The sequence below is a fragment of the Cupriavidus sp. CPT47-8839-RL05A genome, assembly GCF_058792255.1.
On sequence record NZ_JBYTEG010000025.1, the window covers coordinates 76553 to 97974 of the forward strand.

At 68.2% G+C, this 21422-nt stretch carries 19 protein-coding genes and 1 tRNA gene; 4 read left to right on the top strand and 16 right to left on the bottom strand.

Annotated elements, in window-relative coordinates:
• Nucleotides 1–25: 25 nt before the first annotated feature.
• Entirely contained in the window at nucleotides 26–649 is a 624-nt protein-coding gene (locus tag AC3WVS_RS26315) for a DUF4136 domain-containing protein (RefSeq protein WP_492320974.1), read from the bottom strand.
• Nucleotides 650–919: 270 nt separating this feature from the next.
• Here AC3WVS_RS26315 and pepN point away from each other — a divergent pair, with 270 nt between their 5' ends.
• From pepN to AC3WVS_RS26330, 3 genes are all read left to right on the top strand, one after another.
• Nucleotides 920–3616 carry an aminopeptidase N gene (gene pepN, locus AC3WVS_RS26320; RefSeq protein WP_492320950.1) on the top strand — a complete coding sequence of 899 codons (2697 nt, stop codon included), beginning with the start codon at nucleotides 920–922 and terminating at the stop codon, nucleotides 3614–3616.
• A gap of 97 nt (nucleotides 3617–3713) precedes the next feature.
• Nucleotides 3714–4730 (top strand): class 1 fructose-bisphosphatase, encoded by a 1017-nt coding sequence (locus tag AC3WVS_RS26325; protein ID WP_492320951.1) that lies wholly within the window; start codon nucleotides 3714–3716, stop codon nucleotides 4728–4730.
• 150 nt (nucleotides 4731–4880) lie between these two features.
• Nucleotides 4881–4956, top strand: a tRNA-Thr gene (locus AC3WVS_RS26330).
• Nucleotides 4957–5298: 342 nt separating this feature from the next.
• Here AC3WVS_RS26330 and ppk2 read toward each other — a convergent pair.
• Both ppk2 and AC3WVS_RS26340 read right to left on the bottom strand, forming a co-directional pair.
• Nucleotides 5299–6216, bottom strand: coding sequence for a polyphosphate kinase 2 (gene ppk2, locus AC3WVS_RS26335; RefSeq protein WP_436221104.1), 918 nt, complete (start codon nucleotides 6214–6216; stop codon nucleotides 5299–5301).
• Between the two features lie 130 nt (nucleotides 6217–6346).
• On the bottom strand, nucleotides 6347–7735 hold the full coding sequence (locus AC3WVS_RS26340; protein WP_492320952.1) for an FAD-binding oxidoreductase: 1389 nt from the start codon (nucleotides 7733–7735) through the stop codon (nucleotides 6347–6349).
• 245 nt (nucleotides 7736–7980) lie between these two features.
• Here AC3WVS_RS26340 and AC3WVS_RS26345 point away from each other — a divergent pair, with 245 nt between their 5' ends.
• Nucleotides 7981–9093 carry a CapA family protein gene (locus tag AC3WVS_RS26345; RefSeq protein ID WP_492320953.1) on the top strand — a complete coding sequence of 371 codons (1113 nt, stop codon included), beginning with the start codon at nucleotides 7981–7983 and terminating at the stop codon, nucleotides 9091–9093.
• A 61-nt stretch (nucleotides 9094–9154) separates the two neighbouring features.
• On the opposite strand, the gene AC3WVS_RS26350 is transcribed toward AC3WVS_RS26345, so the two are convergent.
• The 13 genes from AC3WVS_RS26350 to AC3WVS_RS26410 all read right to left on the bottom strand — a co-directional run bounded on the left by AC3WVS_RS26350 (nucleotide 9155) and on the right by AC3WVS_RS26410 (nucleotide 21408).
• Nucleotides 9155–9310, bottom strand: coding sequence for a hypothetical protein (locus AC3WVS_RS26350; protein ID WP_013955963.1), 156 nt, complete (start codon nucleotides 9308–9310; stop codon nucleotides 9155–9157).
• Between the two features lie 255 nt (nucleotides 9311–9565).
• Nucleotides 9566–11179, bottom strand: coding sequence for a flagellar assembly protein A (locus tag AC3WVS_RS26355; RefSeq protein WP_492320954.1), 1614 nt, complete (start codon nucleotides 11177–11179; stop codon nucleotides 9566–9568).
• Nucleotides 11180–11356: 177 nt separating this feature from the next.
• The gene (locus AC3WVS_RS26360) at nucleotides 11357–12163 is read right to left on the bottom strand and encodes a hypothetical protein (RefSeq protein ID WP_492320955.1); all 807 of its coding nucleotides are present in this window, start codon (nucleotides 12161–12163) and stop codon (nucleotides 11357–11359) included.
• A gap of 41 nt (nucleotides 12164–12204) precedes the next feature.
• On the bottom strand, nucleotides 12205–12546 hold the full coding sequence (locus AC3WVS_RS26365; RefSeq protein ID WP_153956191.1) for a hypothetical protein: 342 nt from the start codon (nucleotides 12544–12546) through the stop codon (nucleotides 12205–12207).
• A gap of 16 nt (nucleotides 12547–12562) precedes the next feature.
• Nucleotides 12563–13306, bottom strand: coding sequence for a lytic transglycosylase domain-containing protein (locus AC3WVS_RS26370; protein ID WP_492320975.1), 744 nt, complete (start codon nucleotides 13304–13306; stop codon nucleotides 12563–12565).
• The gene (locus tag AC3WVS_RS26375) at nucleotides 13306–14676 is read right to left on the bottom strand and encodes an OmpA family protein (RefSeq protein WP_492320956.1); all 1371 of its coding nucleotides are present in this window, start codon (nucleotides 14674–14676) and stop codon (nucleotides 13306–13308) included. Before AC3WVS_RS26375 ends, AC3WVS_RS26370 begins: the two co-directional genes overlap by 1 nt.
• Before the next feature lie 58 nt (nucleotides 14677–14734).
• The gene (locus AC3WVS_RS26380; RefSeq protein ID WP_492320957.1) at nucleotides 14735–15127 is read right to left on the bottom strand and encodes a hypothetical protein; all 393 of its coding nucleotides are present in this window, start codon (nucleotides 15125–15127) and stop codon (nucleotides 14735–14737) included.
• A gap of 168 nt (nucleotides 15128–15295) precedes the next feature.
• Nucleotides 15296–16006, bottom strand: a complete 711-nt coding sequence (locus AC3WVS_RS26385; protein ID WP_492320958.1) for a TadE family protein — start codon at nucleotides 16004–16006, stop codon at nucleotides 15296–15298.
• Complete coding sequence (locus AC3WVS_RS26390) at nucleotides 16003–16368, bottom strand: DUF192 domain-containing protein (RefSeq protein ID WP_492320959.1); 366 nt, start codon at nucleotides 16366–16368, stop codon at nucleotides 16003–16005. The genes AC3WVS_RS26385 and AC3WVS_RS26390 overlap by 4 nt, the downstream gene beginning before the upstream one ends.
• Entirely contained in the window at nucleotides 16365–17246 is an 882-nt protein-coding gene (locus tag AC3WVS_RS26395) for a type II secretion system F family protein (RefSeq protein WP_492320960.1), read from the bottom strand. Before AC3WVS_RS26395 ends, AC3WVS_RS26390 begins: the two co-directional genes overlap by 4 nt.
• Before the next feature lie 12 nt (nucleotides 17247–17258).
• Nucleotides 17259–18107, bottom strand: coding sequence for a type II secretion system F family protein (locus tag AC3WVS_RS26400; RefSeq protein ID WP_492311138.1), 849 nt, complete (start codon nucleotides 18105–18107; stop codon nucleotides 17259–17261).
• A 9-nt stretch (nucleotides 18108–18116) separates the two neighbouring features.
• Nucleotides 18117–19976, bottom strand: coding sequence for a TadA family conjugal transfer-associated ATPase (locus AC3WVS_RS26405; RefSeq protein WP_492320961.1), 1860 nt, complete (start codon nucleotides 19974–19976; stop codon nucleotides 18117–18119).
• 7 nt (nucleotides 19977–19983) lie between these two features.
• A complete protein-coding gene (locus tag AC3WVS_RS26410; protein WP_037024375.1) occupies nucleotides 19984–21408 on the bottom strand; it encodes a type II and III secretion system protein family protein in 1425 nt (474 codons plus the stop codon).
• Nucleotides 21409–21422: the final 14 nt, after the last annotated feature.

Here is a 21422-nt window from a genome sequence, read left to right on the forward strand (position 1 = left end):
GACCGCGCGGCCGGCCCCGGCCGCCCTACTTTGCGTTTTTCTCGACCTCGAGCGTCACCCGGCGCGGACGGCCGCTCTCGGCCGGGAAGTCGGTAAAGGCGCTGCGGATCAGGTAGGGCATGACCGCAGGCAGGCTGCCGTTCTCGGTCTGGTTCTGCGCGGTGACCTGGTAGACCCGCTTGCCGCTGGCCGCATCCCTGAAATACACCCGCAGGCTGGAGAACGTCACCGGAATGTCGCGCACCACGGTCTGCGGCGGCCAGTAGCCCGGCCCCCATGGGCCCCACGGACCCCAGGGCCCGTACGGGCGGTAGTAGCCAGGCCCCCAGTACGGGCCCCACGGGCCGTACCACGGGTCCGGATAGACGGTCTCGGCCACGCGCACGATGCCGGGCGCGGCATCGAAGTCCATGCTGACGCGATAGCGCGCCTGTTTCGCCGGCGCCTGCTCGAAGCCGATCTCCGCCAGCGCCGCGGCCAGCCACTGCTCATAGGTCTGGCGGTCAAGCTGCGCCGCCTGCTCGGCGCTGCGCTCGAAGCTGTAGGTGCGCGGCGCATCGTTCTGCCAGCCGGGCTGGCGGAACGCCGTGACATCGGTCACCACCGTGCTGGCGCACCCTGACAGCAACAGCGCCGCCAGCAACGCCATCGCCCCCCACCACCTGCGCGGCCCCGCCGCTCCTGCCTTGCCGACACCGCCTGCGCGCTGCCACATAGTGCTACCTCGCTTTCCGCTGAATACCCACGTGTCTCTGAGACCACGCCGCCGGCGCGGAATTCCCCGCAGCTTGCCGATGCCGTGCTGCGCCGGGCCGCGCCCCGACCCCTTGGCTACAATGAGGACTTCAGCGCCATGCTTCGCTGCCGCGCGCATGGCCCGCCCCCTTTCCTAACGGTCTTCCGAAGACAGGATCTTTCCATGCTGCGCACCGACACGCCCGTTACCGTCTATCGCAAAGACTATACCCCGCCGCCGTTCGCCATCGACCACGCCGAACTGGTGCTGGACCTCGATCCCCAGCGCACCGTGGTCACCAGCACGCTGCGCTTCGCGCGCCAGGCCGGCGCGCCCGACGCAGCGCTGGTGCTGGCCGGCGAGGAACTCGAACTGATCGGCGTCAGCCTGGACGGCAAGCCGGTCGCCAACGCGACCCAGGATGCCGGCACGCTGACCATCCCCGGCCTGCCGGCGCAGGGCACGCTGGAGATCACCACCGCTTGCCAGCCCGCGGCCAATACCACGCTGTCGGGCCTGTATGTGTCCAACGGCAACTTCTTCAGCCAGTGCGAAGCCGAGGGCTTCCGCCGCATCACCTACTTCCTGGACCGCCCCGACGTGATGGCGACCTACCGCGTCACGCTGCGCGCCGACCGCGCCGCCTATCCGGTGCTGCTGTCCAACGGCAACCTGGTGGGCCAGCGCGAACTGCCCGACGGCCGCCATGAAGCCGTATGGGAAGACCCGTTCCGCAAGCCGGCCTACCTGTTCGCGCTGGTCGCGGGCAAGCTCGAATGCATCGAGGAACGGATCCAGTCCGCCTCCGGCAAGGACAAGCTGCTGCAGGTCTGGGTCGAGGCGCGCGACCTCGACAAGACCCGCCACGCCATGGATTCGCTGATCCATTCGATCCGCTGGGACGAGCGCCGCTTCGGGCTGGAACTGGACCTGGACCGCTTCATGATCGTCGCCGTGGGCGACTTCAACATGGGCGCAATGGAGAACAAGGGCCTGAACATCTTCAACACCAAGTACGTGCTGGCCAACGCGCAGACCGCCACCGACACCGACTTCGCCAATATCGAGGCGGTGGTCGGCCATGAGTACTTCCACAACTGGACCGGCAACCGCGTGACCTGCCGCGACTGGTTCCAGCTTTCGCTCAAGGAAGGCCTGACGGTGTTCCGCGACCAGGAGTTCTCGGCCGACATGATGGGCTCGGAATCCGGCCGTGCGGTCAAGCGCATCGAGGACGTGCGCGTGCTGCGCCAGGTGCAGTTCCCCGAGGACGCCGGCCCGATGGCGCACCCGGTGCGCCCCGACAGCTATGAAGAGATCAATAACTTCTACACGGTCACCGTGTACGAGAAAGGCGCCGAAGTCGTGCGCATGTACCAGACCCTGCTCGGCCGCGACGGCTTCCGCAAGGGCATGGACCTGTACTTCCAGCGCCATGACGGCCAGGCCGTCACCTGCGACGACTTCCGCGCGGCCATGGCCGATGCCAACGGCCGCGACCTGACGCAGTTCGGCCTGTGGTACAGCCAGGCCGGCACCCCGGTGGTGACGGCGCGCACGGACTGGAACGGCGACGACGGCAGCCTGACGCTGACGCTGTCGCAGCGCTGCCCCAAGGTCGGCATCGAGACCCGCGCCGGCACGCCCGAGAAGCAGCCCTTCCATATCCCGTTCGCGCTCGGGCTGCTTGGCGCAGACGGCAAGGACCTGCCGCTGCAGCTCGAAGGCGAAAGCACGCCCGGGACGACCACGCGCGTGCTCGACTTCACGCAGGCCGAGCAGAGCTTCCGCTTCATCAACCTGCCGCGCGGCGCCAGTGCCCCGCTGCCCTCGCTGCTGCGCAACTTCTCGGCGCCGGTGATCGTCGATGCCGAGTACACCGACGCGCAGCTGACCTTCCAGCTGTCGCACGACAGCGATGCCTTCAACCGCTGGGAAGCCGGCCAGCGCCTGGCCACGCGCGCGCTGCTGCAGCTGGTGGCCGAGGTCCAGGCCGGGCGCGAGCTCAAGCTCGATCCCGCGCTGGTGCAGGCCATGCGCGCCGTGCTCACCGACGACACGCTCAACCCCGCCTTCCGCGAACAGGCGCTGGTGCTGCCCGCCGAGGCCTACCTGGCCGAGCGCATGGGCGTGGCCGATCCCGCCGCCATCCACCGCGCCCGCCAGTTCATGCGTGAAGGCCTGGCGCGCGCGCTGCAGGCCGACTGGCTCGCCGCCTACGAGGGCAATGCCACGCCGGGCGCCTACTCGCCCGATGCCACCTCCGCCGCCAGGCGCGCACTGCGCAACCTTGCGCTCGGCTACCTGGCCGACGGCGGCGATGCCGCGATGCAGGCGCTGGCCGAGCAGCAGTACCAGAACGCCGACAACATGACCGACCGCTTCGCCGCGCTGTCGGCGCTGGTCAACAGCTTCGCCCCCGGCCGCGAGCACGCGCTGGCGGACTTCTATGAGCGCTTCGAGGACGACCCGCTGGTGATCGACAAATGGTTCTCGCTGCAAGGCATGCAGCGCGGTGAAGTCGGCCCGCACGCCGGCAAGCGCACCATCGACACCGTGCTCGCGCTGATGGAGCACCCCGCCTTCAACCTGCGCAACCCCAACCGCGCGCGTTCGCTGATCTTCAGCTTCTGCTCCGGCAACCCGGCCCAGTTCCACGCCCAGGACGGCTCGGGCTACCGCTTCTGGGCCGACCAGGTGCTGGCGCTCGACGCCATCAACCCGCAAGTGGCGGCGCGCCTGGCGCGGGTGATGGACCGCTGGCAGAAGTACGAACTGGCGCTGCGCGACCGCATGCGCGCCGAACTGGAACGCGTCGCCGCCAGCAGCACGCTGTCGCGCGACGTGCGCGAGATCGTCGGCAAGGCGCTGGCCGCCTGAGCGGCGGGAACGACACAAGGAGGCCCGCCAACGCCCCCTTTGCCCGGCCAAGCGCGGCCGGGCATGTAGAATTGCGGCCATCCAAGGAGAACCAACCATGACTCGCATCAGCCTCACCCGCTACCTGGTCGAGGAGCAGCGCAAGCACAACACGATCCAGCCCGAACTGCGGCTGCTGATCGAAGTGGTCGCGCGCGCCTGCAAGGCCATTTCCAACGCCGTCAGCAAGGGCGCCCTCGCCGGCGTGCTGGGCTCGGCCGGCACCGGCAACGTCCAGGGCGAAACCCAGCAGAAGCTGGACGTGATCGCCAATGAAGTGCTGCTCGACGCCAATGAATGGGGCGGCCACCTCGCCGCGATGGCGTCGGAAGAAATGGAATCGTTCTACGAGATTCCCAACCGCTACCCGAAGGGCGAATACCTGCTGATGTTCGACCCGCTGGACGGCTCGTCGAACATTGACGTCAACGTCTCGATCGGCACCATCTTCTCGGTGCTGCACATGCCCAAGCCGGGCCAGACCGTGACCGAGGCCGACTTCATGCAGCCCGGCACCCACCAGGTCGCCGCCGGCTACGCCGTCTACGGCCCGCAGACCACCCTGGTGCTGACCGTCGGCAACGGCGTGCACATGTTCACGCTCGACCGCGAGGCAGGCAGCTTCGTGCTGACGCACTCCAATGTGACGATCCCGGACGACACCAAGGAATTCGCCATCAACATGTCGAACATGCGCCACTGGGCCCCGCCCGTGCGCCGCTACATCGACGAATGCCTGGCCGGCGAAGAAGGCCCGCGCGGCAAGAACTTCAACATGCGCTGGGTCGCCTCGATGGTCGCCGACGTGCACCGCATCCTGACCCGCGGCGGGATCTTCATGTACCCGTGGGACCAGCGCGAGCCGGAAAAGCCGGGCAAGCTGCGCCTGATGTACGAAGCCAACCCGATGGCGATGCTGGTCGAGCAGGCCGGCGGCGCCGCCACCAACGGCCACCAGCGCATCATGGACGTGCAGCCCGAAAAGCTGCACCAGCGCGTCTCCGTGATCCTGGGCTCCAAGAACGAAGTGGAACGCGTCACGCGCTACCACCTGGAAGCCGAAGGCAAGGCCTGATTCCGGCCGCGCGGCAATAGCACGGGGCGCCCAGGTGGCGCCCCGTTTTCTTTCGGCCCCGGCCGGATGGCACGGGCGACACAAAAGGGGTTCACAGGGCGGAAAAACGCTGCTATTATTGCGGGCTGTTCCAGTTCACCGGAACATGTTGCCGAAGTAGCTCAGTCGGTAGAGCAGCTCATTCGTAATGAGAAGGTCGGGGGTTCGATTCCTCTCTTCGGCACCACAGAATTCCAGGGCATCGCCCACACAAGCCAACCCGGACAGCGTCACGCTCTCCGGGTTTTTTGTTGCCTGTGATCGGGCAAAGCCGGCGGTGGCAGCGGGCGCCCCAGCCGGTGCGCCCACCAGTAGCGGAAGGGATGATCGAAGTCGGGATAAAGCACCGGCTGGCTGAAGCAGCCGGCACGCTTCATCAGGAGGTAGGCAGCAAGCATGGCCGCCCAAAAAACTAGCAGTTCCACGATAACGGCCACCCTTGGATTTACAGGCGGCTGTTTTCATTATAGGTAGCCGCCTACCCCAGGGGGACGATGGCGCACCCGTGCAAACCCTAGGGTCTGTTCCCTCAATACACATCCGGAACGATCATCTCCTTCGGCACCGGTTGCCGCACATAGTCCTCATGCCGTTCGCGCCCCGGCAGCACCACGCTGGGTGCCTCCACTTCCGCATAGGGCACCTGGCTCAGCAGGTGATGGATGCAGTTCAGCCGTGCGCGCTTCTTGTCGTCGGCCTGCACCACCCACCACGGCGCCTCGGCAATATGCGTGCGCTCGAGCATGATTTCCTTGGCCTTGGTGTAGTCCTCCCAGCGGCGCTGCGATTCCAGGTCCATCGGGCTCAGCTTCCACTGCTTGAGCGGATCGTGGATGCGGCTGAGGAAGCGCAGGCGCTGTTCGTCGTGCGTGATCGAGAACCAGTACTTGATCACCTGGATGCCGGAGCGCACCAGCATCTTTTCGAACTCGGGCACTGAGCGGAAGAACTCTTCGTACTGGTCGTCGGAGCAGAAGCCCATCACGCGCTCGACGCCGGCGCGGTTGTACCAGCTGCGGTCGAACAGCACGATCTCGCCGGCGGCGGGCAAGTGCGCCACGTAGCGCTGGAAGTACCACTGGGTGCGTTCGCGGTCGTTGGGCGCTGGCAGCGCCGCCACGCGGCAGACGCGCGGGTTCAGGCGCTGCGTGATGCGCTTGATCACGCCGCCCTTGCCGGCGGCGTCGCGTCCTTCGAAGATGATGACGATCTTGTGTCCGGTGGCTGCCACCCAGCTCTGCAGCCGCACCAGTTCGCCCTGCAGGCGGAACAGCTCGCGGAAATAGTGGCGGCGGCTGTCCTGCTCGGCCTCGTCGTCCAGGTGCACCGGATCGCCGAAGGCCTCGCTGGCTTCGCGGTCGTCCAGTTCCAGTTCGATCTCTTCGTCGTAGTAGTCGGCCACCTCGTTGTGGATGCGCCGCACCAATTCTGCTTCGCCCGGTCTCATCTGATCTGCTCTCCCTGTGGATACAACGCGGTCGCGCCGATACTCGCATGCCGGTATTGCAGCCGCGTGAAGGCGGGGCAGGCCAACCGCCCTGCCCCGCCTTCCTGCCTGCCCCTGCAGATTACGCCAGTTACGCCGCCGGATTGATGTTGTGGTTGTGGCGGAACAGGTTGCCCGGGTCATAGCGCCGCTTCACCTCGACCAGCCGGTCGTAGTTGGGCCCGTAGGCCGCGCCGATGCGGTCGGTTTCTTCCTGCGTCAGGAAGTTCACATAGACGCTGCCCAGCGCGAAGGGCGCTGCCGCGCGGAACACTTCACGGGCCCAGCTGATGCACTTGTCGTCGTCAGTGGGCGCGTCCCAGCGCCCGTGCAGGTTCATGATGAAGTTGGCGTCGCGGCTGGCGTAGGCGGTGGCATCGGGCGCGACGCGGTTGGTCTGCCCGCCCATGGCGCCGATAAAGACCTCGCATTGCGGCGAGGGCAGTTTGCCGATCTGTTCGATCAGCATCGTGATCAGGCCGTCGTCCAGCCCGGCGAAGTTGTGCGATTTCCAGTAGTTGCGCGCGCCCGGTGTCAGCAATGGATCGAACGCCTGCTGCCATGCCGTGAGCGGCATCGGGCCGAGATGCTCGCCATAGGGTGTGCCGAGCTTGCGCAACGGCTCGACCAGTTCGGGGCCTTTGTCAGGCGGGCCGATATAGCAGATCGCCAGTGCCGCGACCGGCTTGCCGTGCGTCTCGGGCGGCAGGAACGGCAGCGGCGGCGCCTGGCGCAGCACCACCCAGACGGTCAGCTCGTCAGGCATCGACTTGAACAGTTCACGGTAGGCCGGCAACACCGCGGCGGCCTGTTCCAGCGGATAGACGATCAGCCCGCCATAGATCTCGGGGCCGACCGGGTGCAGCCGGAACTCGAACATCGTCACCACGCCGAAGTTGCCGCCGCCGCCGCGCAGCGCCCAGAACAGGTCGGCGTTCTCGCCGGCGCTGGCGCGCACCAGCTTGCCGTCGGCGGTCACGACCTGTGCCGCCACCAGGTTGTCGACGGTGGTGCCGAACTTGCGGCTGAGCCAGCCGAAGCCGCCGCCGAGCGTCAGCCCGGCCACGCCGGTGGTGGAGTTGATGCCCAGTGGCGTGGCGAGGCCAAAGGCCTGCGCCTCGTGGTCGAAATCGCGCAGCGTGGCGCCGGGCTCCACATAGCCGCGTTGCGCGTGGGGATCGATGCGCACGGATTTCATCTGCGACAGGTCCAGCACCATGCCGTCCTCGCAGATCGCCAGCCCGCCGATATTGTGGCCGCCGCCGCGTATCGACAGCAGCACGCCATGGTCGCGCGCGAAGTTGACCGCGGCGATCACGTCGGCAGCGCCCGCGGCCTGCACGATCAGTGGCGGACGGCGGTCGATCATCGCGTTCCAGATGCGGCGCGCTTCGTCGTAGCCGCTGTCGTCCGGCTGCAGCAGGCGCCCGCGCAGCTGCGCCTTGAGTGCCTCAATGTGTTCCTGCGATGGCTGGGCCATAGTGTGCCTCCCGATGCTGGTTGGAAACATCGGACGGCGCGCGGCGTCTGGGTGCAGGGAAATGGCCACGAGGACCGATGACTAGATCATTTAAGGCAGTCACCGCTTGAATGTAAATGGGCCTTTGGCCCCACGCGCACAATCCCCATGGCAAGTGCCGCAACGCGTTCATGCCGCCCCGCCACCCTGCCGGCCTATCATGAATGAACAGCCGGGACGGCGCCCTCGCGCCGTCCGTCTGCACCATGAACACAGCCAGCCACCCTCCCCTGTTCTTGTGCGGCGACGTGATGACCGGGCGCGGCATCGACCAGATCCTCGCGCATCCCAGCCAGCCGCTGCTGCATGAATCGTATGTGCATTCGGCGCTCGACTACGTGCGCCTGGCCGAGCATAAGGCCGGCCCGATCGCACGCCCCGCCGCGCCGGAGTACCCCTGGGGCGATGCCCTGGCGGAACTGGAAAGCCGCGCTGCGCGGCCGCGCATCGTCAACCTGGAAACCGCCGTCACCACCAGCGACGATGTCTGGCCCGGCAAGGCGGTGCACTATCGCATGCATCCGGACAATGTCGCCTGCCTGCAGGCCGCCGGCATCGACTGCGCAGTGCTGGCCAACAACCATGTGATGGACTGGGGACGCGCGGGCCTGACGGATACGCTGGCAGCGCTGGACGGCGCGCATATCGCGCATGCCGGCGCCGGCCCCGACGAGGCAAGCGCGGCGCACGCCGCACTGCTGCAGCGGCCCGGCGGCGGCCGCGTGCTGGTGCTGGCCCTCGCCATGGAAAATGCCGGCACCCCCGCGGCCTGGCGCGCCAGCGCCGGACATTCCGGCGTGAACCTGCTGGAAGACTGGTCGGTGGCATCGCGCGAACGCATTGCCGCGCAGGTGCGCAAGTTCAGGCGTGCCGGCGACATCGTGGTGGTATCGATCCACTGGGGCCCGAACTGGGGCTACCACATCGACCCCGCGCAACGCGCCTTCGCCCGCGCGCTGGTGGAGGGCGGCGAAATCGACATCGTGCACGGGCATTCCTCGCATCATCCGCTCGGGATTGAGCTGCATGCCGGCAAGCCGATCCTGTACGGCTGCGGCGATTTCATCAACGACTACGAAGGCATCGGCGGCTACGACGCTTACCGGCCGGACCTGGCGCTGATGGTCTTTGTCAGCTTCGATGCCGGCGGCAGCGCCGACCTGCGGCTGGTGCCGTTGCGGCGCAGCCATTTCCGGCTGGCCTATGCGCGCGAAGTGGATATGGCGTGGCTGCAGGCCATGTTCGAAGACGAGGGACGGGCACTCGGCACCCGGGTGGAGCGCAGCGGCTTGCACGAACTGCGCTTGTGGGCGGCTTGAGCCTCAGCCCATGAAAAAGCCCGCCGTTGCGGCGGGCTGCCCGAAAGCCAATCGCCACGCGTCAGTGGCGATGGATCATGTGGTCAAACCAGGTGCGCACCGACTGCTCCTGCTGCTGCAGCAGCGTCGGGTTCTTTTCCCGCAACATCCAGATGGTAAATGCGGCGCACGCAACAAGGGCGATCAGGACCAGCGCGGTAATCAAGGTGGCGGCCATCGCAACCTCCTTTGGATAATGGTTGCACCTTCAGTGTAGTTCGCCCGGCAGCCGTCCCGGAAAGCAGAAAGGCCAGCCTTGATGGCTGGCCTTCCGGTTATTCCAGTGCCACGTGAGTTGGTTCCGTGTAACGCTTCCGCAGAGTGCTGATCCGCTTCTTCATTCACTGCCCGACTCTAGCTCACTCGCCCATCCTGCGGCACCCCAGGACATAACTGCAGCATAGTACAAATCCCCGCGGATAACAGCGCGCGTTCAGCTGACAGCGATGCGGTCGTCGACCAGGCGGATCTGGCCGCCAGGCTTGTCTTCCATCACTTTGAGCACGCGGCTGCCTACCTGCAGCGTGACGCCGCCATGGATGCGGCGCGCGGCGTCGATCACGGCCTCGGCGGCCGGCTGCATCTGCTGCCCCAGCTCGGCCAGGCGGGCCTCCAGCTCGAACAGGTCGCGCGACAGCTTGAACAGTGTCGCGCGTGCCTGTTCGCGCAGGTCGCCCACGGCCTTCTCGGGATGCTTGGCAAAGAAATCCACCAGCTGCCTGACCTTGTTCTGCTCTGCCAGCATGCGGCGGCGCTCGGCTTCCAGCGCGGCGCGCTGTGCGTCGGCAAATGGATTCAGGCCGACCTGGATGCTGGTGGCGGTGCCGGCCGGCGCGCCCAGCACCGCGGCGCGCACCGCCAGCAAGGCACGGCTGCGGCCGCCGCTGATGCTGCCCTGCGCGCCGGTGCCGCCCACCACGATGCGCTCGCCGGCAGCAACATCGCTCTGCCGGATGCCGCTTTCGACGTTGACCTCGGTCCCGGCCTCGACCACGGCGTTCTCGATAAAGCGCGCCTTCACCGCGCCCTTGCAGCGCACGCTGGCGCGGCTGATGCCGCCTTCGGCGCGGCCGGTGTCGGCCTTGCCGATAATGCCGCCCTTGACGATGACATTGCCGCCGGCCTCGACATTGGCGGCTTCGATGGTGCCCTCGACCACCACGTCGCCGCTGACGTTGACCGACATGCCGGTGCGGATGTCGCCCGACACGCGCAGCGTGCCGTCGAACGCCACGTTGCCCGAGTGCAGGTCGACCGATTCCACCTGCACCACGGGGCTGACCGAGATGCCGTGCACGCCAACCACCGGAGATCCGGCGATCACCGCGCGCAGCAGCTCCGCATCGTCGGCATCGGCGGCAGCGCCGGTCAGGCCTTCGGCAAAGGGCGGATCATCGACCGGATCGGCGGCGACGGGCTTGCCAAATACGTCGACGCCGTCATTGCCGCGCACCGCCGGAACGCGCCGCATCAGCGGCGTGCCGGGGCTGACCAGCAGCAGATTGCCCAGGTCGCGCAGGTCGACCTTGCCGGCCTCGTCGTCAGGCTGCGCCGGCTTGCGCGGTTCGAGCAGGTTGATGAAGCGCGCCGGCTCACCCTGGCGCGGCGCGACGCCGGCAGCAATGGTGCGCAGCTCGCAACGGCCTTCGGCCAGCGCGGCGTCCAGTGCCAGGGTCTGGATCGGCGCCACCACGCCGCGCGCCGCCGCGGCACGGCGGATGTCCTCGGCGCCGACCGGGCGGCCGCCTTCGGCTGGCAGCAGCGTCAGCCGCACTGCCAGGCCGTCGGCGGCGATGTCGAGCTCGAACGCGCCGTCGATCAGCGCACCGATGGTGGCATCGATCTCATGCTCGGCGCGCTGGCATTGCGCCAGGAACTGCGCCATCGCGCGCGCATCCAGCCGCGCCCCGGCCCAGCCCAGGCTGTCCAGGCATTGGCGCAGGCTGGCCTGGTCCGGCGGCAGCCTGCCTGGCTGCGGCGTGTAGCGCGCATGCACCTGCTCGCCTGGCTCGGCAAGCTCCAGGCGCAAACCCGACTCATGCGTCATGCGTCCCCTGAATCGTCTTGTGCAGCCGCGCGGCGGGTGCCGGCGCTCCGCTTGTTATCGATCCATAAACCAACGGCAGCAGCGCAGAGAACTTTAGCGCACACCTTGCCGCGTCGGCGGGGCTGCCATCGCCTTCGTGGACAAGCGCCTGGGGGGACGATCCGGACGATGTCCGGGCTATTTGACCGAGACCACCTCGATGGTACCGGTCTGGCCGCTCTGCACGACCTCCTGCTTCATGACCAGGCCCATGTCGGGGCAGTACCAGTCCGTAACGCTGGCGCTCGCCGGCGGCACCGACACGGTGTGGCCCGCCACCGTGACCGGCGCCATGGTCGTGCTGCGCTCGTAGCGGACCGGCCAGCAGGATTTCTGGCCGAGGCGGGTGGGGATGGTCGCGCGCTTGCCGACGACCTTGCCGCCGATGGTGACCTTGGCGGACGGGATCCTGGCCTGGCCGGCGCTCTGGCCGGCGGCGGTCATCTGCAGGTCCATGCGCACCGTCTGCGACTCGCCCGGCAGCCGCTGCCCTTCCGCTTCAATGACGCCGCCGTAGGCCAGCGTGCCGACCGCGCTGCTGTCGAGCATGCCTGATGCCGTGCCGGCGGCGCTCTTGCCCTCGACCTTGCCCGGCGCGCCGCCGCGCGAGATGGTCAGGCGGTCTTCGATCACCGCCATGGTGTAGTCCAGCCGCGTCTCGTTGCCCGAGCCGGCCGCGGCCACCTTCGACACGACGCTGATATTGGCATTGCACTGGCCCTTGCCCGACTTGCGCACGCCGGACACGGACATGGTCGCCGTGCCCGGCGCACCGCCCTGCATGGTCATGCGGATCTCGCCGCCGTCGTGCATCCACGGCGCATCGCAGACGCCGGCCGCTGCGGCTGCCGGCAGCAGCAGCGCAGCGAGGGCCACGCTTGCGCCAAGCGCCGTGCGGCGGTCCAGGGATTGACGCGCGCCAGCGCGGTCGGAATTCTTCGGCATCTGTCGCCTCTCCATTGGTCAGTTCAGCAAAGCACCGGCAGTCAGTCCTTGCATTGCGGCATGTCGCGGAAGCTGTCGCGCACCGTCGCACAGGACTGCGCCAGGCCATCCTTGTCGGAGACGCCGGCCCAGCGCGTGCGGATCGATTCCAGCTCGCCGGGCAGCCCGTCGCGCAGGGTCTGGGCGGCCGCGGCCTGCCCCGACTTGTCGAGCTTGGCCGCCATGTTCTCGGTGCAGGCGCGCTGCGCGGCCTCGGCTTCCTGGCAAGCCTTCGGCAAGGCATCGCTGGCCGCGGCGGAACGCCCTTCTTCCTTGCCACAGCCGGCAACAGCCAGCGCCAGCATGACCGGCAGGCAGGCACGCGGAATCCAGTACGACTTCATGACTTCTCCTTTTTCTTCACCGCGGAGGCGGGGGGTTCTGATACGAGACAATGGCAAGGCCGCCGTGCTGCGCCGGCGACGCCGGCTGGCGCAAGGGCGCCGCGGTGCTGCCGTCCTGGCCGCCGCGCAAGCGCGCATAGCGGCCCAGCACCTGCGGCACGTAGGCCTGGGTCTCGGCAAACGGAGGGATGCGCGACCCGTGGCGCAGCACCGCGCCTTCGCCCGCGTTGTAGGCGGCCAGGGCCAGGCTGGTGTCGCCGTTGAAGCGCGACAGCAGGCCGCCCAGGTAGGACGCACCGGCCTGCAGGTTCTGGGCCGGATCATAGGCATCGGTCACGCCCAGCATGCGAGCCGTGGCCGGCATCAGCTGCGTCAGGCCGATGGCGCCCTTGACGGAGGTGGCTTGCGGGTTCCAGCCCGACTCCACCTCCACCATGGCCATCAGCAGATGCGGGTCCACCGCCGCGGCCTGCGCCGCGCGGTGCGCGAGGGCAACCAGCTCAGAGGGTGGGGACTTGGCGCTGACGACCGCGGCCTTTGCCGCCGCCAGCGTTGGCAGCCCGATAAACGCCCGCGCTGGCAATGCCGCGGGCGCCGCGGTGGACGCCAGCCGTGCCGGCGCGGCGCTGCGCGACGTGAGGAAGGTCACGCCGCTGCCGCGGTCGGCATGCATCACGATCTCGGCGCCGGCCGGCACCGCGCCCGCCAGCAGCATTGCCGCCACCACACCGCGCGCCGGCGCGGCCACAAGCGCAGGCATCACTGCTTGGCCAGCTCCACGCGGCGGTTCTGCGCGCGGCCGAACGGCGTGTCGTTGGGCATCAGCGCATGGGTGGCGCCATAGCCCTTGGCATCGAGGCGGTCGGCGGGCACGCCAGCGCTTTCCAGGTAGCGCTTGACGGCGGCGGCGCGGCGCTCGGACAGCGGCTGGTTGCGCGCGTCGCCGCCGGTGCTGTCGGTATGCCCCTCGACGCGCAGGCGCCAGTCGGGGTGCGCCAGCACCGCCTTGGCGGCACGGTCCAGCAGCGGCCGGGCCGCCGCGCTCAGCACATCGGAATCGGTTTCGAAGTTGACGCCGTAGAGCTGCACGCGGCCCGCGCCTTCCAGCGCCTGGCCGATGGGATCGGGGGCGGCCTCGGCCTTCGGGAAGCACGGCGGCGCCGTGTCCGCCAGGCGCCAGCCGCCGGCCTCGCGCACGCTGTCGAAGGTGCGGGCATCGCCCTTCACCAGCGCCGCGTAGGCATGGCTGCCGTCCGGGCTGAAGGCCATGGCGCCCTTCTCAGGCGCGCCCTCGGTGGTGCGCCGGAAAGCCAGCAGGGCGCCATTTTCCAGCCCGCCGGAAATCGTTCCCAGCACCTGCGTGATCTTCATCTGCTTGTTGCTGTAGTCGCCTTCCACGTAGCAGCCTTCCACCGCAGCGCCGTCCTGGTGCAGCAGCACGTAGCCGGACGAACCGAATTCCACCGGGAACTGGTAGATGCCGCCCACCTGGCGCACCTTGTCGGCCACGGCCTCGGGCTTGCCGTAGGCCATGAACTGCTGCAGGCCGATCTGGCCCTCGTCCTGGTCGCCCGACCAGCGGTTGCCGGTAAGCGTCAGGCGCAGGGCCCCGGCCTTGACGGGCTGGGCCAGCGGCACGCGGGTATCGTAGCCGTCCTGCCCCGGCAGGTCCGCATCGTAGATCACGGTCCAGGGGCCTTGCGTGCCGCCGGCCGAGGCTTCGACGCGGGCATGGCGCGCATTGCTGCGCGCCCCGGCATCGGACAGGCCGCGGAAGCGCAGCACGTCGACGGACGAGGCCTGCGCCAGCGCAATCACCAGCTCCTGCCGGCTGCCGTTGCGCATAAAGCCGGCATGGTCCGGAATCTCATTGAGCAGCGGATACCACGAGCGGTCTTCCTTGTCGCGATTGACCACGAACGCGCCCGACCACAGGCCGGCAACGTTGGTTTGCGCGGGCGTTGCCGGCGCCGATGCCACGGGCTGCGCCGATGCCGCAGCAGGCGCGGGCTGCGCATCGCCTTGCACAGCGGCGCTGTCAGCAGGCTTCTTCTTGCAGCCCGCCAAGGCCAGCAGGGCCACGACGCCCAGGCCGATGGCGGCCTTGCGGGTCGTCAGTCCAAACGTCATTCCCTTCAAGGTACTTCCCCTTCTTCTTTTTGTGATGCCGGCCGGTCCGGTGCGCGCCTCAATGCGGGGCGCGCATCAGCATGTCGATCTTCTGCAGCCGCGCGCGGACTTCCCGCTCCAGCGGCGCCAGTGTTTCCGGGCTGGCTCCGGCCTTGCTGGCGCGCGCGTAGTTCGCGATCGCCTCGTTCATGCCGCGCTGCTCTTCGGCCAGCGCACGCTTGACCAGCTCGCGCTCATCGCTGGCCGCCACGCTCGGAATCGCCGCCTGCGCGGCGCCCGCGACGGCGGCCTGCGCCAGGTCGGGCGCGTTGCCGCGTGCGGACGGTGCCGCTGCCTGGGGCGCGGAAGCCGCCGGAGCCCGCGCTGCCGACGCCGGCACGGCGCCGCTCACCGCCGGCGGCGCACGCCGCGTGGTGATGATCTGCACGCCTTCGGAGCGAGAAACCTCCATCGCCGCCAGCGCCGGTCGCGGCACGAACCCGAGGTTACACAACAACAGCAACGCCAAACAACCCCGCTTCGGCAATTTTGTCGACCTTGTCGATTCTGGCATCGGTGTCTTCGGGCCTATCCCGGCAAATTTTCACAAATACTTACAAAAACGGCGGCTGCGGAAGCATCAGTTGCCGCGATACGGCGATTGCATCCGCACGATCGCCTCGGACTCGAGCGGGATGCGCCATTCCGACGCCAGCGTGGCCCGTCCGGTGCAGAAATTGGGCGTGGTCGGGACCTCCATGCCGCCGTACGAACCGGTTGCAACAAAATTCCGGATGCCGTTGACCAGCGAGTAGATGGTGCGGTCGGCAAACGGCACGAACATTTCATAGCAGTACGTGACCCGGATCTTCAGCAGGTTGGCGTCCTGGATATTGACGCCAGAAGACGGCCCCGCGCTGGTGGCGCGGTACATCAGGCTGTCGTTGGGGATCTCCCGCGTGGTCTTGCCGGCGTAGTAGCCGCTTCGCCCGAAATCCTGCAGCGCCGCCGGCGTCGGGTTCAGCACGTCGATCCTGGCCTGGGTGCGGGCTTCGAACTGGGCCTTGGCATAGCCGGTGGCATGCGCGGTACGGTCGGCGGAGCGCACGAACAGCGGCGTCAGCCCCAGCGCCAGCCCCTTGCGCATGCTGGCCAGCCGCCCGTGGTCGACGGCGCCTTCGCGCGCGGCCTGCAAGGCAGCGTGGTCGAGCGTGGCCTTGGCCTGGTACAGCAGCCCGAACTGGATCACGCCCAGGCACAGCAGCAGCAGCGCCGGCGCGATGATCAGGAATTCCACCGCGGACTGTCCCCGTGCCCCGCGCCGCGCCGCGTGCTTTTGCTGGTGCGTCATGGCCCCTCCTCCCGCATTTCCAGGGTCTGGCCCAGCGCAATCCCCAATGCCGCCGCGCGCCCCGCGCCGAGCTCAAGCGTCTGGCACGCGCGCCAGTGAGCACGCACGCGCTGGCGCCCCACGCTCGGGTGCACCGCCAGCACGCGCTGCCGCTTGTCGAGAAACACCACGTCGATCGCCATGCGCATGCCAAAGGTGTGGACGGCGCCGCAGGGAGACAGCAGCAAGGCTTCGTCCGGTGCCATCGAATCGCGGCTGAGCAGCCCCGTCATGCGTTCGCGCGCAGTGGCCGCCACCGACACCCGCACGCCGGTGTCGAGCGTGCCGTGGCTGGCCCGCAGGTAGAGGCGCGCCTGCCTCACAGCAGCCCTTCCTGCATGAATTTCATCACGATCGGGAAGCCAAGCACGATAAAGGTGACCGGGAAGATAAACACCACCAGCGGAAAGATCAGCTTGACCGGCGCTTCCATGGCCTGCTTCTCCGCGCGCTGGAAGCGCTCGGTGCGCCGCTGCTCCGACTGGAAGCGCAGCGTGGCGGCCAGCCCCGAGCCCATGCGCTCCGCCTGGATCACGGCACCGACGAAATTGGTGACCTCCTTCACGCGCAGGCGGTCATCCATGCGGCGCAGCGCATCGGCGCGGCTCAGGCCCGACTTCAGGTCGCGCAGCACGTGCTCGAACTCGCGCCGCAGCGGGCCCTCAGGCCCCTTCTCCACCGCCTGCAGCAGTGCGCCGTTGATGTTCAGGCCGGCCTCCACGCTCAGTGTCAGGAAATCCAGAAACACCGGCAGGTGGCGCGTGATCTGCAGCAGGTTGCGCTTGCGCACGTCGCGTAGCCAGATGCGCGGATAGAAGAAGCCCAGCGCGCCGGCGGCAAGCAACAGCAGCGGCGAGAACACGTCCAGCCCCAGCATGGCTATGCCCGCCAGCAGGCAGAACGCCAGCGCCGAAACGATCGACAGCGACAGGAACTGGCGCGCCGTCATCAGGAACGACATGCCCGTCAGGCGCAACTGCTCGTCCACCGCGGCGCGCAGCGACTTCGGCGTGATCCAGACGAAATGGTGGTCGAAGAAGCGCACCACCGGCCAGACCGCGCGCAGCGACGGCGGCAGCGGGTCGAGGTAGTCGCGCGCCTCGTCGGGCACGGCCACGGTGAGGCGGCGCATGGCCATGGTGGTGGCGGCGAGCACGCCGACCAGGCCGGCGGCGAGGGCGAAGGCAACAACAAGCATCATGGTCGGCCCCGGTCAGACATCGATATGGGTGATCTTGCTGATCGCCTTGTAGCCAAGCAGCTCCATCACCGCGATCACGGACAGCGTGCCCCAGCCGATCGGCGAATTGAACAGCGGCGCCATCGCCACCGGCTCCATGTGGTTCAGCACCACGATCAGGAACAGCGGCAAGCCCGTCATCACCAGGCCCTGCATCTTGCCCTGCGCGGTCAGCGCGCGGATCTTGCCTTCCATCTGGTGCTTCTCGCGCAGCGTGCGCGCCACCGACTCCAGCGTCTCGGCCAGGTTGCCGCCCACCTCGCGCGAGATCGTGATGGCCGCGGTCACCATCAGGAAGTCGGGCACCGGGATGCGTTTCTCCATATTGCGCAGCGCGTCCATCAGGTCCACGCCAAGCCGGACTTCGCGCATCAGCAGGTCGAACTCCTGCGAGATCGGCGGGCGCGACTCGGCCACCACGCTTTCCAGCGCCATCGGGAAGCTGGCGCCGGCGCGCAGCGCGCTCGACATCATCAGCAGCGCATCCGGCATCTGGTCTTCGATGGCCATCAGGCGCTTGCGCTGCATCTTCTTCACCAGCGCGCGCGGCAGCAGCAGGCTCACCGGAATGCTGAGCATCGCGAAGAACACGTTCTGCGACACCAGCCAGGTCAGCAGCGGCAGCGCGAATACCGCCACCACCGAGATGCCGGCCACCTGCCGCATGTTGATGAAGATGAAGAGATCGGCCAGCGAGGCCTCGACCTCGGTCGCCAGCGTCTGCGTGTGCCGCACGAACCAGCGCTTGCCCTGCGACAGCACGGCCCACGCAATCAGCACAGTCATCAGGAAGGCGCCGCACAGCACCAGGGCAAGGTTCATATGGCCTCCTTACTCGTCGCGGGCGGTGAAGATGCCCGTATTGACCTGGATGCCGCGACGGATCAGGTCCTGGTAGAAATCCGGGATATACGAGGTGGCGACATAGCGCCCCTTGACCTTGCCGTCGGCACCGTAGCCTTCCTCGCGGAACATGAACACGTCCTGCAGCTGCACCACGCCCGTTTCCATGCCGCTGACCTCGGTGATATGCGTCACGCGGCGCGAACCGCAGGAGAAGCGCGTCTGCTGCACGATCACGTCGACCGCCGAGCAGACCTGTTCGCGAATGGCCTGCACCGGCAGGTCCAGCCCCGCCATCAGCGTCATCACCTCGAGACGCGACAGGCAGTCCCGCGGCGAGTTGGCGTGGGCCGTGGTCAGCGAGCCGTCATGGCCGGTATTCATGGCCTGCAGCATGTCCAGCGCTTCCCCGCCGCGGCATTCGCCGACGACGATGCGGTCCGGGCGCATGCGCAGGCAGTTCTTGACCAGGTCGCGGATCGTCACCGCGCCCTTGCCTTCCATATTGGGCGGCCGCGCCTCCAGCGACACCAGGTTGGGCTGCGACAGCTGCAGTTCGGCAGCATCCTCGACCGTGACGATGCGTTCGTCATCCGGGATGAAGCTAGACAGCACGTTCAGCAGCGTGGTCTTGCCCGAGCCCGTGCCGCCGGAGATCACGATATTGGCGCGCCGCTCCACGGCGGTGCGCAGGAACTCCAGCATCTCGGGCGACAGCGAGCCGAAGCCGACCAGGTCTTCGCCCCTGAGCTTCTTGCGCGAGAACTTCCGGATGGTGATGTTCGGCCCCTTGAGGGCGAGCGGCGGGATCACCGCGTTCACGCGCGAGCCATCGGGCAGGCGCGCATCGACCATCGGCGAGCTTTCATCGATGCGCCGTCCCAGCGGCGCGACGATGCGCTCGATGGCGCCCAGCACGGCGCGGTCGTCGGTAAAGATCACCGGCGAACGCGTCAGCCTGCCGGCGCGCTCGACAAAGATCTCGTCATGGCAGTTGACCATGATTTCCGAGACCGCGTCATCGTCCAGCAGCTCTTCGAGCGGACCCAGCCCGATCACTTCGTCGAAGACGCTCTGCTTGAGCGCGTCCAGCGGGATCTCCTGACTGCGGAACACGCTCTCCTTGAGGATGTCGTCGAGCAGCGAGCCGACCAGTTCGCATAGCTCGTCCTCGGCCATGCGCGCGACGTTGACGCGGCGCAGGTCGAGCGCAGCGATCAGGCGCTGGTGCGCCTGCTTGCGCAGTTCCACGCCGCGCGGCGAGTTGATGGGCGCGCGCAAGGCCTCGTCGAGCGGCGCCGCCGGCGCAGGTTTGGCGGCCACCGGCGCTGGCTTCGGCGCAGGTGCCGGCGGCCTGGGTGCGGGCACGGCTTCGCGCGGCACCGGCTCGCTTGCCTGGGGCGATGGCGACAGGGTCACCGCCTCCCGCGGCGGCGACGGAGGCGGCACAGGCATGGGCACCGGCACCGCCGGTTGAGGCGCCACGGCATCCTGTGGTGGTTGGGCGTGGTGCTGCAGCGGCGATGGCTGCGCCGCCACGCCCGCTCCCGCACGCCCCGGCTCGGCCACGACCGACAGCACGAAGCCGCCGATCTCGATCTGGTCGGCCGCGGCCAGCGGGCCATAGCGCGTGATCGGGTCGCCGTTGATCAGCGTCGAGGCAATGCCGCCCTGATCCTCGATATACCAGCCGCCGTTGTGTCCTTCGATGCGGGCGTGGACCTTGCCGATCAGCAGGCCCTTGAGGACGACGTCGCAGCCGGGATCCTTGCCGATGGTGCAGCCTGGCCCCTTCACATGGATCACCTCGGCGCTGCCATTGCGCTGCTGCAGGCGGATATTGAGCATGGCCGGATCAGCCTCCGTTCATCGGGTCGACGCCGGGCGGCGGCAGCGGCGGCCGCTTCTGCTCCATCACTTCCTGCTCGCGCACGGCATTCGCAGCGGGCAGCGGGCTCGGCTCGCCGAAGCGGTGGCGGTAGTTGGCATCGACATCCGCACCACGCTGCAGCAGCGCGGCGTTTTCCGGGCTGGCCGGGTCATAGACGACCGGGGTGACAAAGATCACCAGGTCGCTCTTGTTGTTGCGGAATTCGTCGGAACGGAACAATCGCCCGAGGATGGGAATGCTGCCCAGCAGCGGCACCTTGTCGACGGCCTTGGACGCGTCGGCATTGACCAGCCCCGAGATCGCCAGCGTTTCGCCCGCGCGGATCGAGGTCTCGGAGGTGGTGCGGCGCGTCAGGAACGCCGGGAAGCCGCCGAACGATACCGACGGGTCGATCTGGCTGATCTCGGTTTCCAGCGTGGTCGAGATGACGTTGTCGACGTTCACCGCCGGGCGGATGTTGAGCTTGATGCCGTACGGCTTGTAGTCGACGTCGGTGGTGCCGAACGCGCCGGCCTTGGGAATCGGCACTTCGCCGCCGGCCAGGAAGGTGGCCAGCCCGCCGCTCTTGCTGTTGAGCTCCGGCGCGGCGAGCACGTAGGCATCGCCATCGGAGATGGCCAGGTTGATGCGCGAGAAGATGGTCGTGGCAATGCCGAGATAGAAACCGCTGGCGGCGCCGGCAACCTGGCTCGGGGTATCGGTGAAGGTGGCCGCATCGGTGGACGGCAGCGTGCGATAGCGCCCGGTGTGCACCGGATTGCCCGCGAACGCGATCTGCGGCCCGTTGAAGCTCTGCTGCCAGGCAATGCCCAGCTTCTCCATGCCGCGCCGGGTGATCTCCATGATGTGCACCTTGAAGTGCACGGTCTTCTTCAGGGCGTCGCCCTCGTCGGCGCGCACCAGGTTGACCACGCTGTCCAGGCCCGAGGTGGCGGTCTTGATCAGCGGCACCATCTGCGGATCGACGATGCCCGACAGCACCACGCTGGGGCCCACCACCTCGATCTTCAGGCCGCGCACGCTGCCCAGCGACGCCCGCAGGCGCTGGGCCACGTCGGCGGTATCGGCCGGCGCCACGCGCAGCTTGCCCTGCAGCGCCACGCCGCGCTCGTTCCAGACGATCAGGCTGGTGGTGCCGATCTCCTCTGCCAGCAGCAGCAGGCGGCCGTCGACCACGGTGCTGCTGACCAGCGCGCCGTTGCCGATGGCCACGCGCTTGATGGTGCCCGGCACCTCGAGCGCGCGCACCTCGCCCTTGAACAGCTCGATCGCACCAAAGCGCGCCGGCAGCTCGTACGACGGCGGCTGCGCGCCTGTGCGGGCCGCGGTGGTCACGGGCTCGGCGGCCCAGGCTCCCGAGGCCAACGCGGCTGCCGCCAGTGCTGCCATACCCCCGCGCACCG

What these genes read in the sequence shown, in the direction of transcription:
- AC3WVS_RS26340 (WP_492320952.1), bottom strand. Translation starts at nt 7,735, where the DNA reads ATGGCCCAGCCATCGCAGGAACACATTGAGGCACTCAAGGCGCAGCTG.
- AC3WVS_RS26395 (WP_492320960.1), bottom strand. Translation starts at nt 17,246, where the DNA reads ATGATGCTTGTTGTTGCCTTCGCCCTCGCCGCCGGCCTGGTCGGCGTG.
- AC3WVS_RS26315 (WP_492320974.1), bottom strand. Translation starts at nt 649, where the DNA reads ATGGCGTTGCTGGCGGCGCTGTTGCTGTCAGGGTGCGCCAGCACGGTG.
- AC3WVS_RS26375 (WP_492320956.1), bottom strand. Translation starts at nt 14,676, where the DNA reads ATGACGTTTGGACTGACGACCCGCAAGGCCGCCATCGGCCTGGGCGTC.
- AC3WVS_RS26345 (WP_492320953.1), top strand. Translation starts at nt 7,981, where the DNA reads ATGAACACAGCCAGCCACCCTCCCCTGTTCTTGTGCGGCGACGTGATG.
- AC3WVS_RS26400 (WP_492311138.1), bottom strand. Translation starts at nt 18,107, where the DNA reads ATGAACCTTGCCCTGGTGCTGTGCGGCGCCTTCCTGATGACTGTGCTG.
- ppk2 (WP_436221104.1), bottom strand. Translation starts at nt 6,216, where the DNA reads ATGAGACCGGGCGAAGCAGAATTGGTGCGGCGCATCCACAACGAGGTG.
- AC3WVS_RS26350 (WP_013955963.1), bottom strand. Translation starts at nt 9,310, where the DNA reads ATGGCCGCCACCTTGATTACCGCGCTGGTCCTGATCGCCCTTGTTGCG.
- AC3WVS_RS26405 (WP_492320961.1), bottom strand. Translation starts at nt 19,976, where the DNA reads ATGCTCAATATCCGCCTGCAGCAGCGCAATGGCAGCGCCGAGGTGATC.
- AC3WVS_RS26365 (WP_153956191.1), bottom strand. Translation starts at nt 12,546, where the DNA reads ATGAAGTCGTACTGGATTCCGCGTGCCTGCCTGCCGGTCATGCTGGCG.
- AC3WVS_RS26410 (WP_037024375.1), bottom strand. Translation starts at nt 21,408, where the DNA reads ATGGCAGCACTGGCGGCAGCCGCGTTGGCCTCGGGAGCCTGGGCCGCC.
- AC3WVS_RS26370 (WP_492320975.1), bottom strand. Translation starts at nt 13,306, where the DNA reads ATGCCTGCGCTTGTGGCCGCGCCGGCGCGCGGTGTGGTGGCGGCAATG.
- AC3WVS_RS26385 (WP_492320958.1), bottom strand. Translation starts at nt 16,006, where the DNA reads ATGACGCACCAGCAAAAGCACGCGGCGCGGCGCGGGGCACGGGGACAG.
- AC3WVS_RS26380 (WP_492320957.1), bottom strand. Translation starts at nt 15,127, where the DNA reads ATGGAGGTTTCTCGCTCCGAAGGCGTGCAGATCATCACCACGCGGCGT.
- AC3WVS_RS26325 (WP_492320951.1), top strand. Translation starts at nt 3,714, where the DNA reads ATGACTCGCATCAGCCTCACCCGCTACCTGGTCGAGGAGCAGCGCAAG.
- AC3WVS_RS26355 (WP_492320954.1), bottom strand. Translation starts at nt 11,179, where the DNA reads ATGACGCATGAGTCGGGTTTGCGCCTGGAGCTTGCCGAGCCAGGCGAG.
- pepN (WP_492320950.1), top strand. Translation starts at nt 920, where the DNA reads ATGCTGCGCACCGACACGCCCGTTACCGTCTATCGCAAAGACTATACC.
- AC3WVS_RS26360 (WP_492320955.1), bottom strand. Translation starts at nt 12,163, where the DNA reads ATGCCGAAGAATTCCGACCGCGCTGGCGCGCGTCAATCCCTGGACCGC.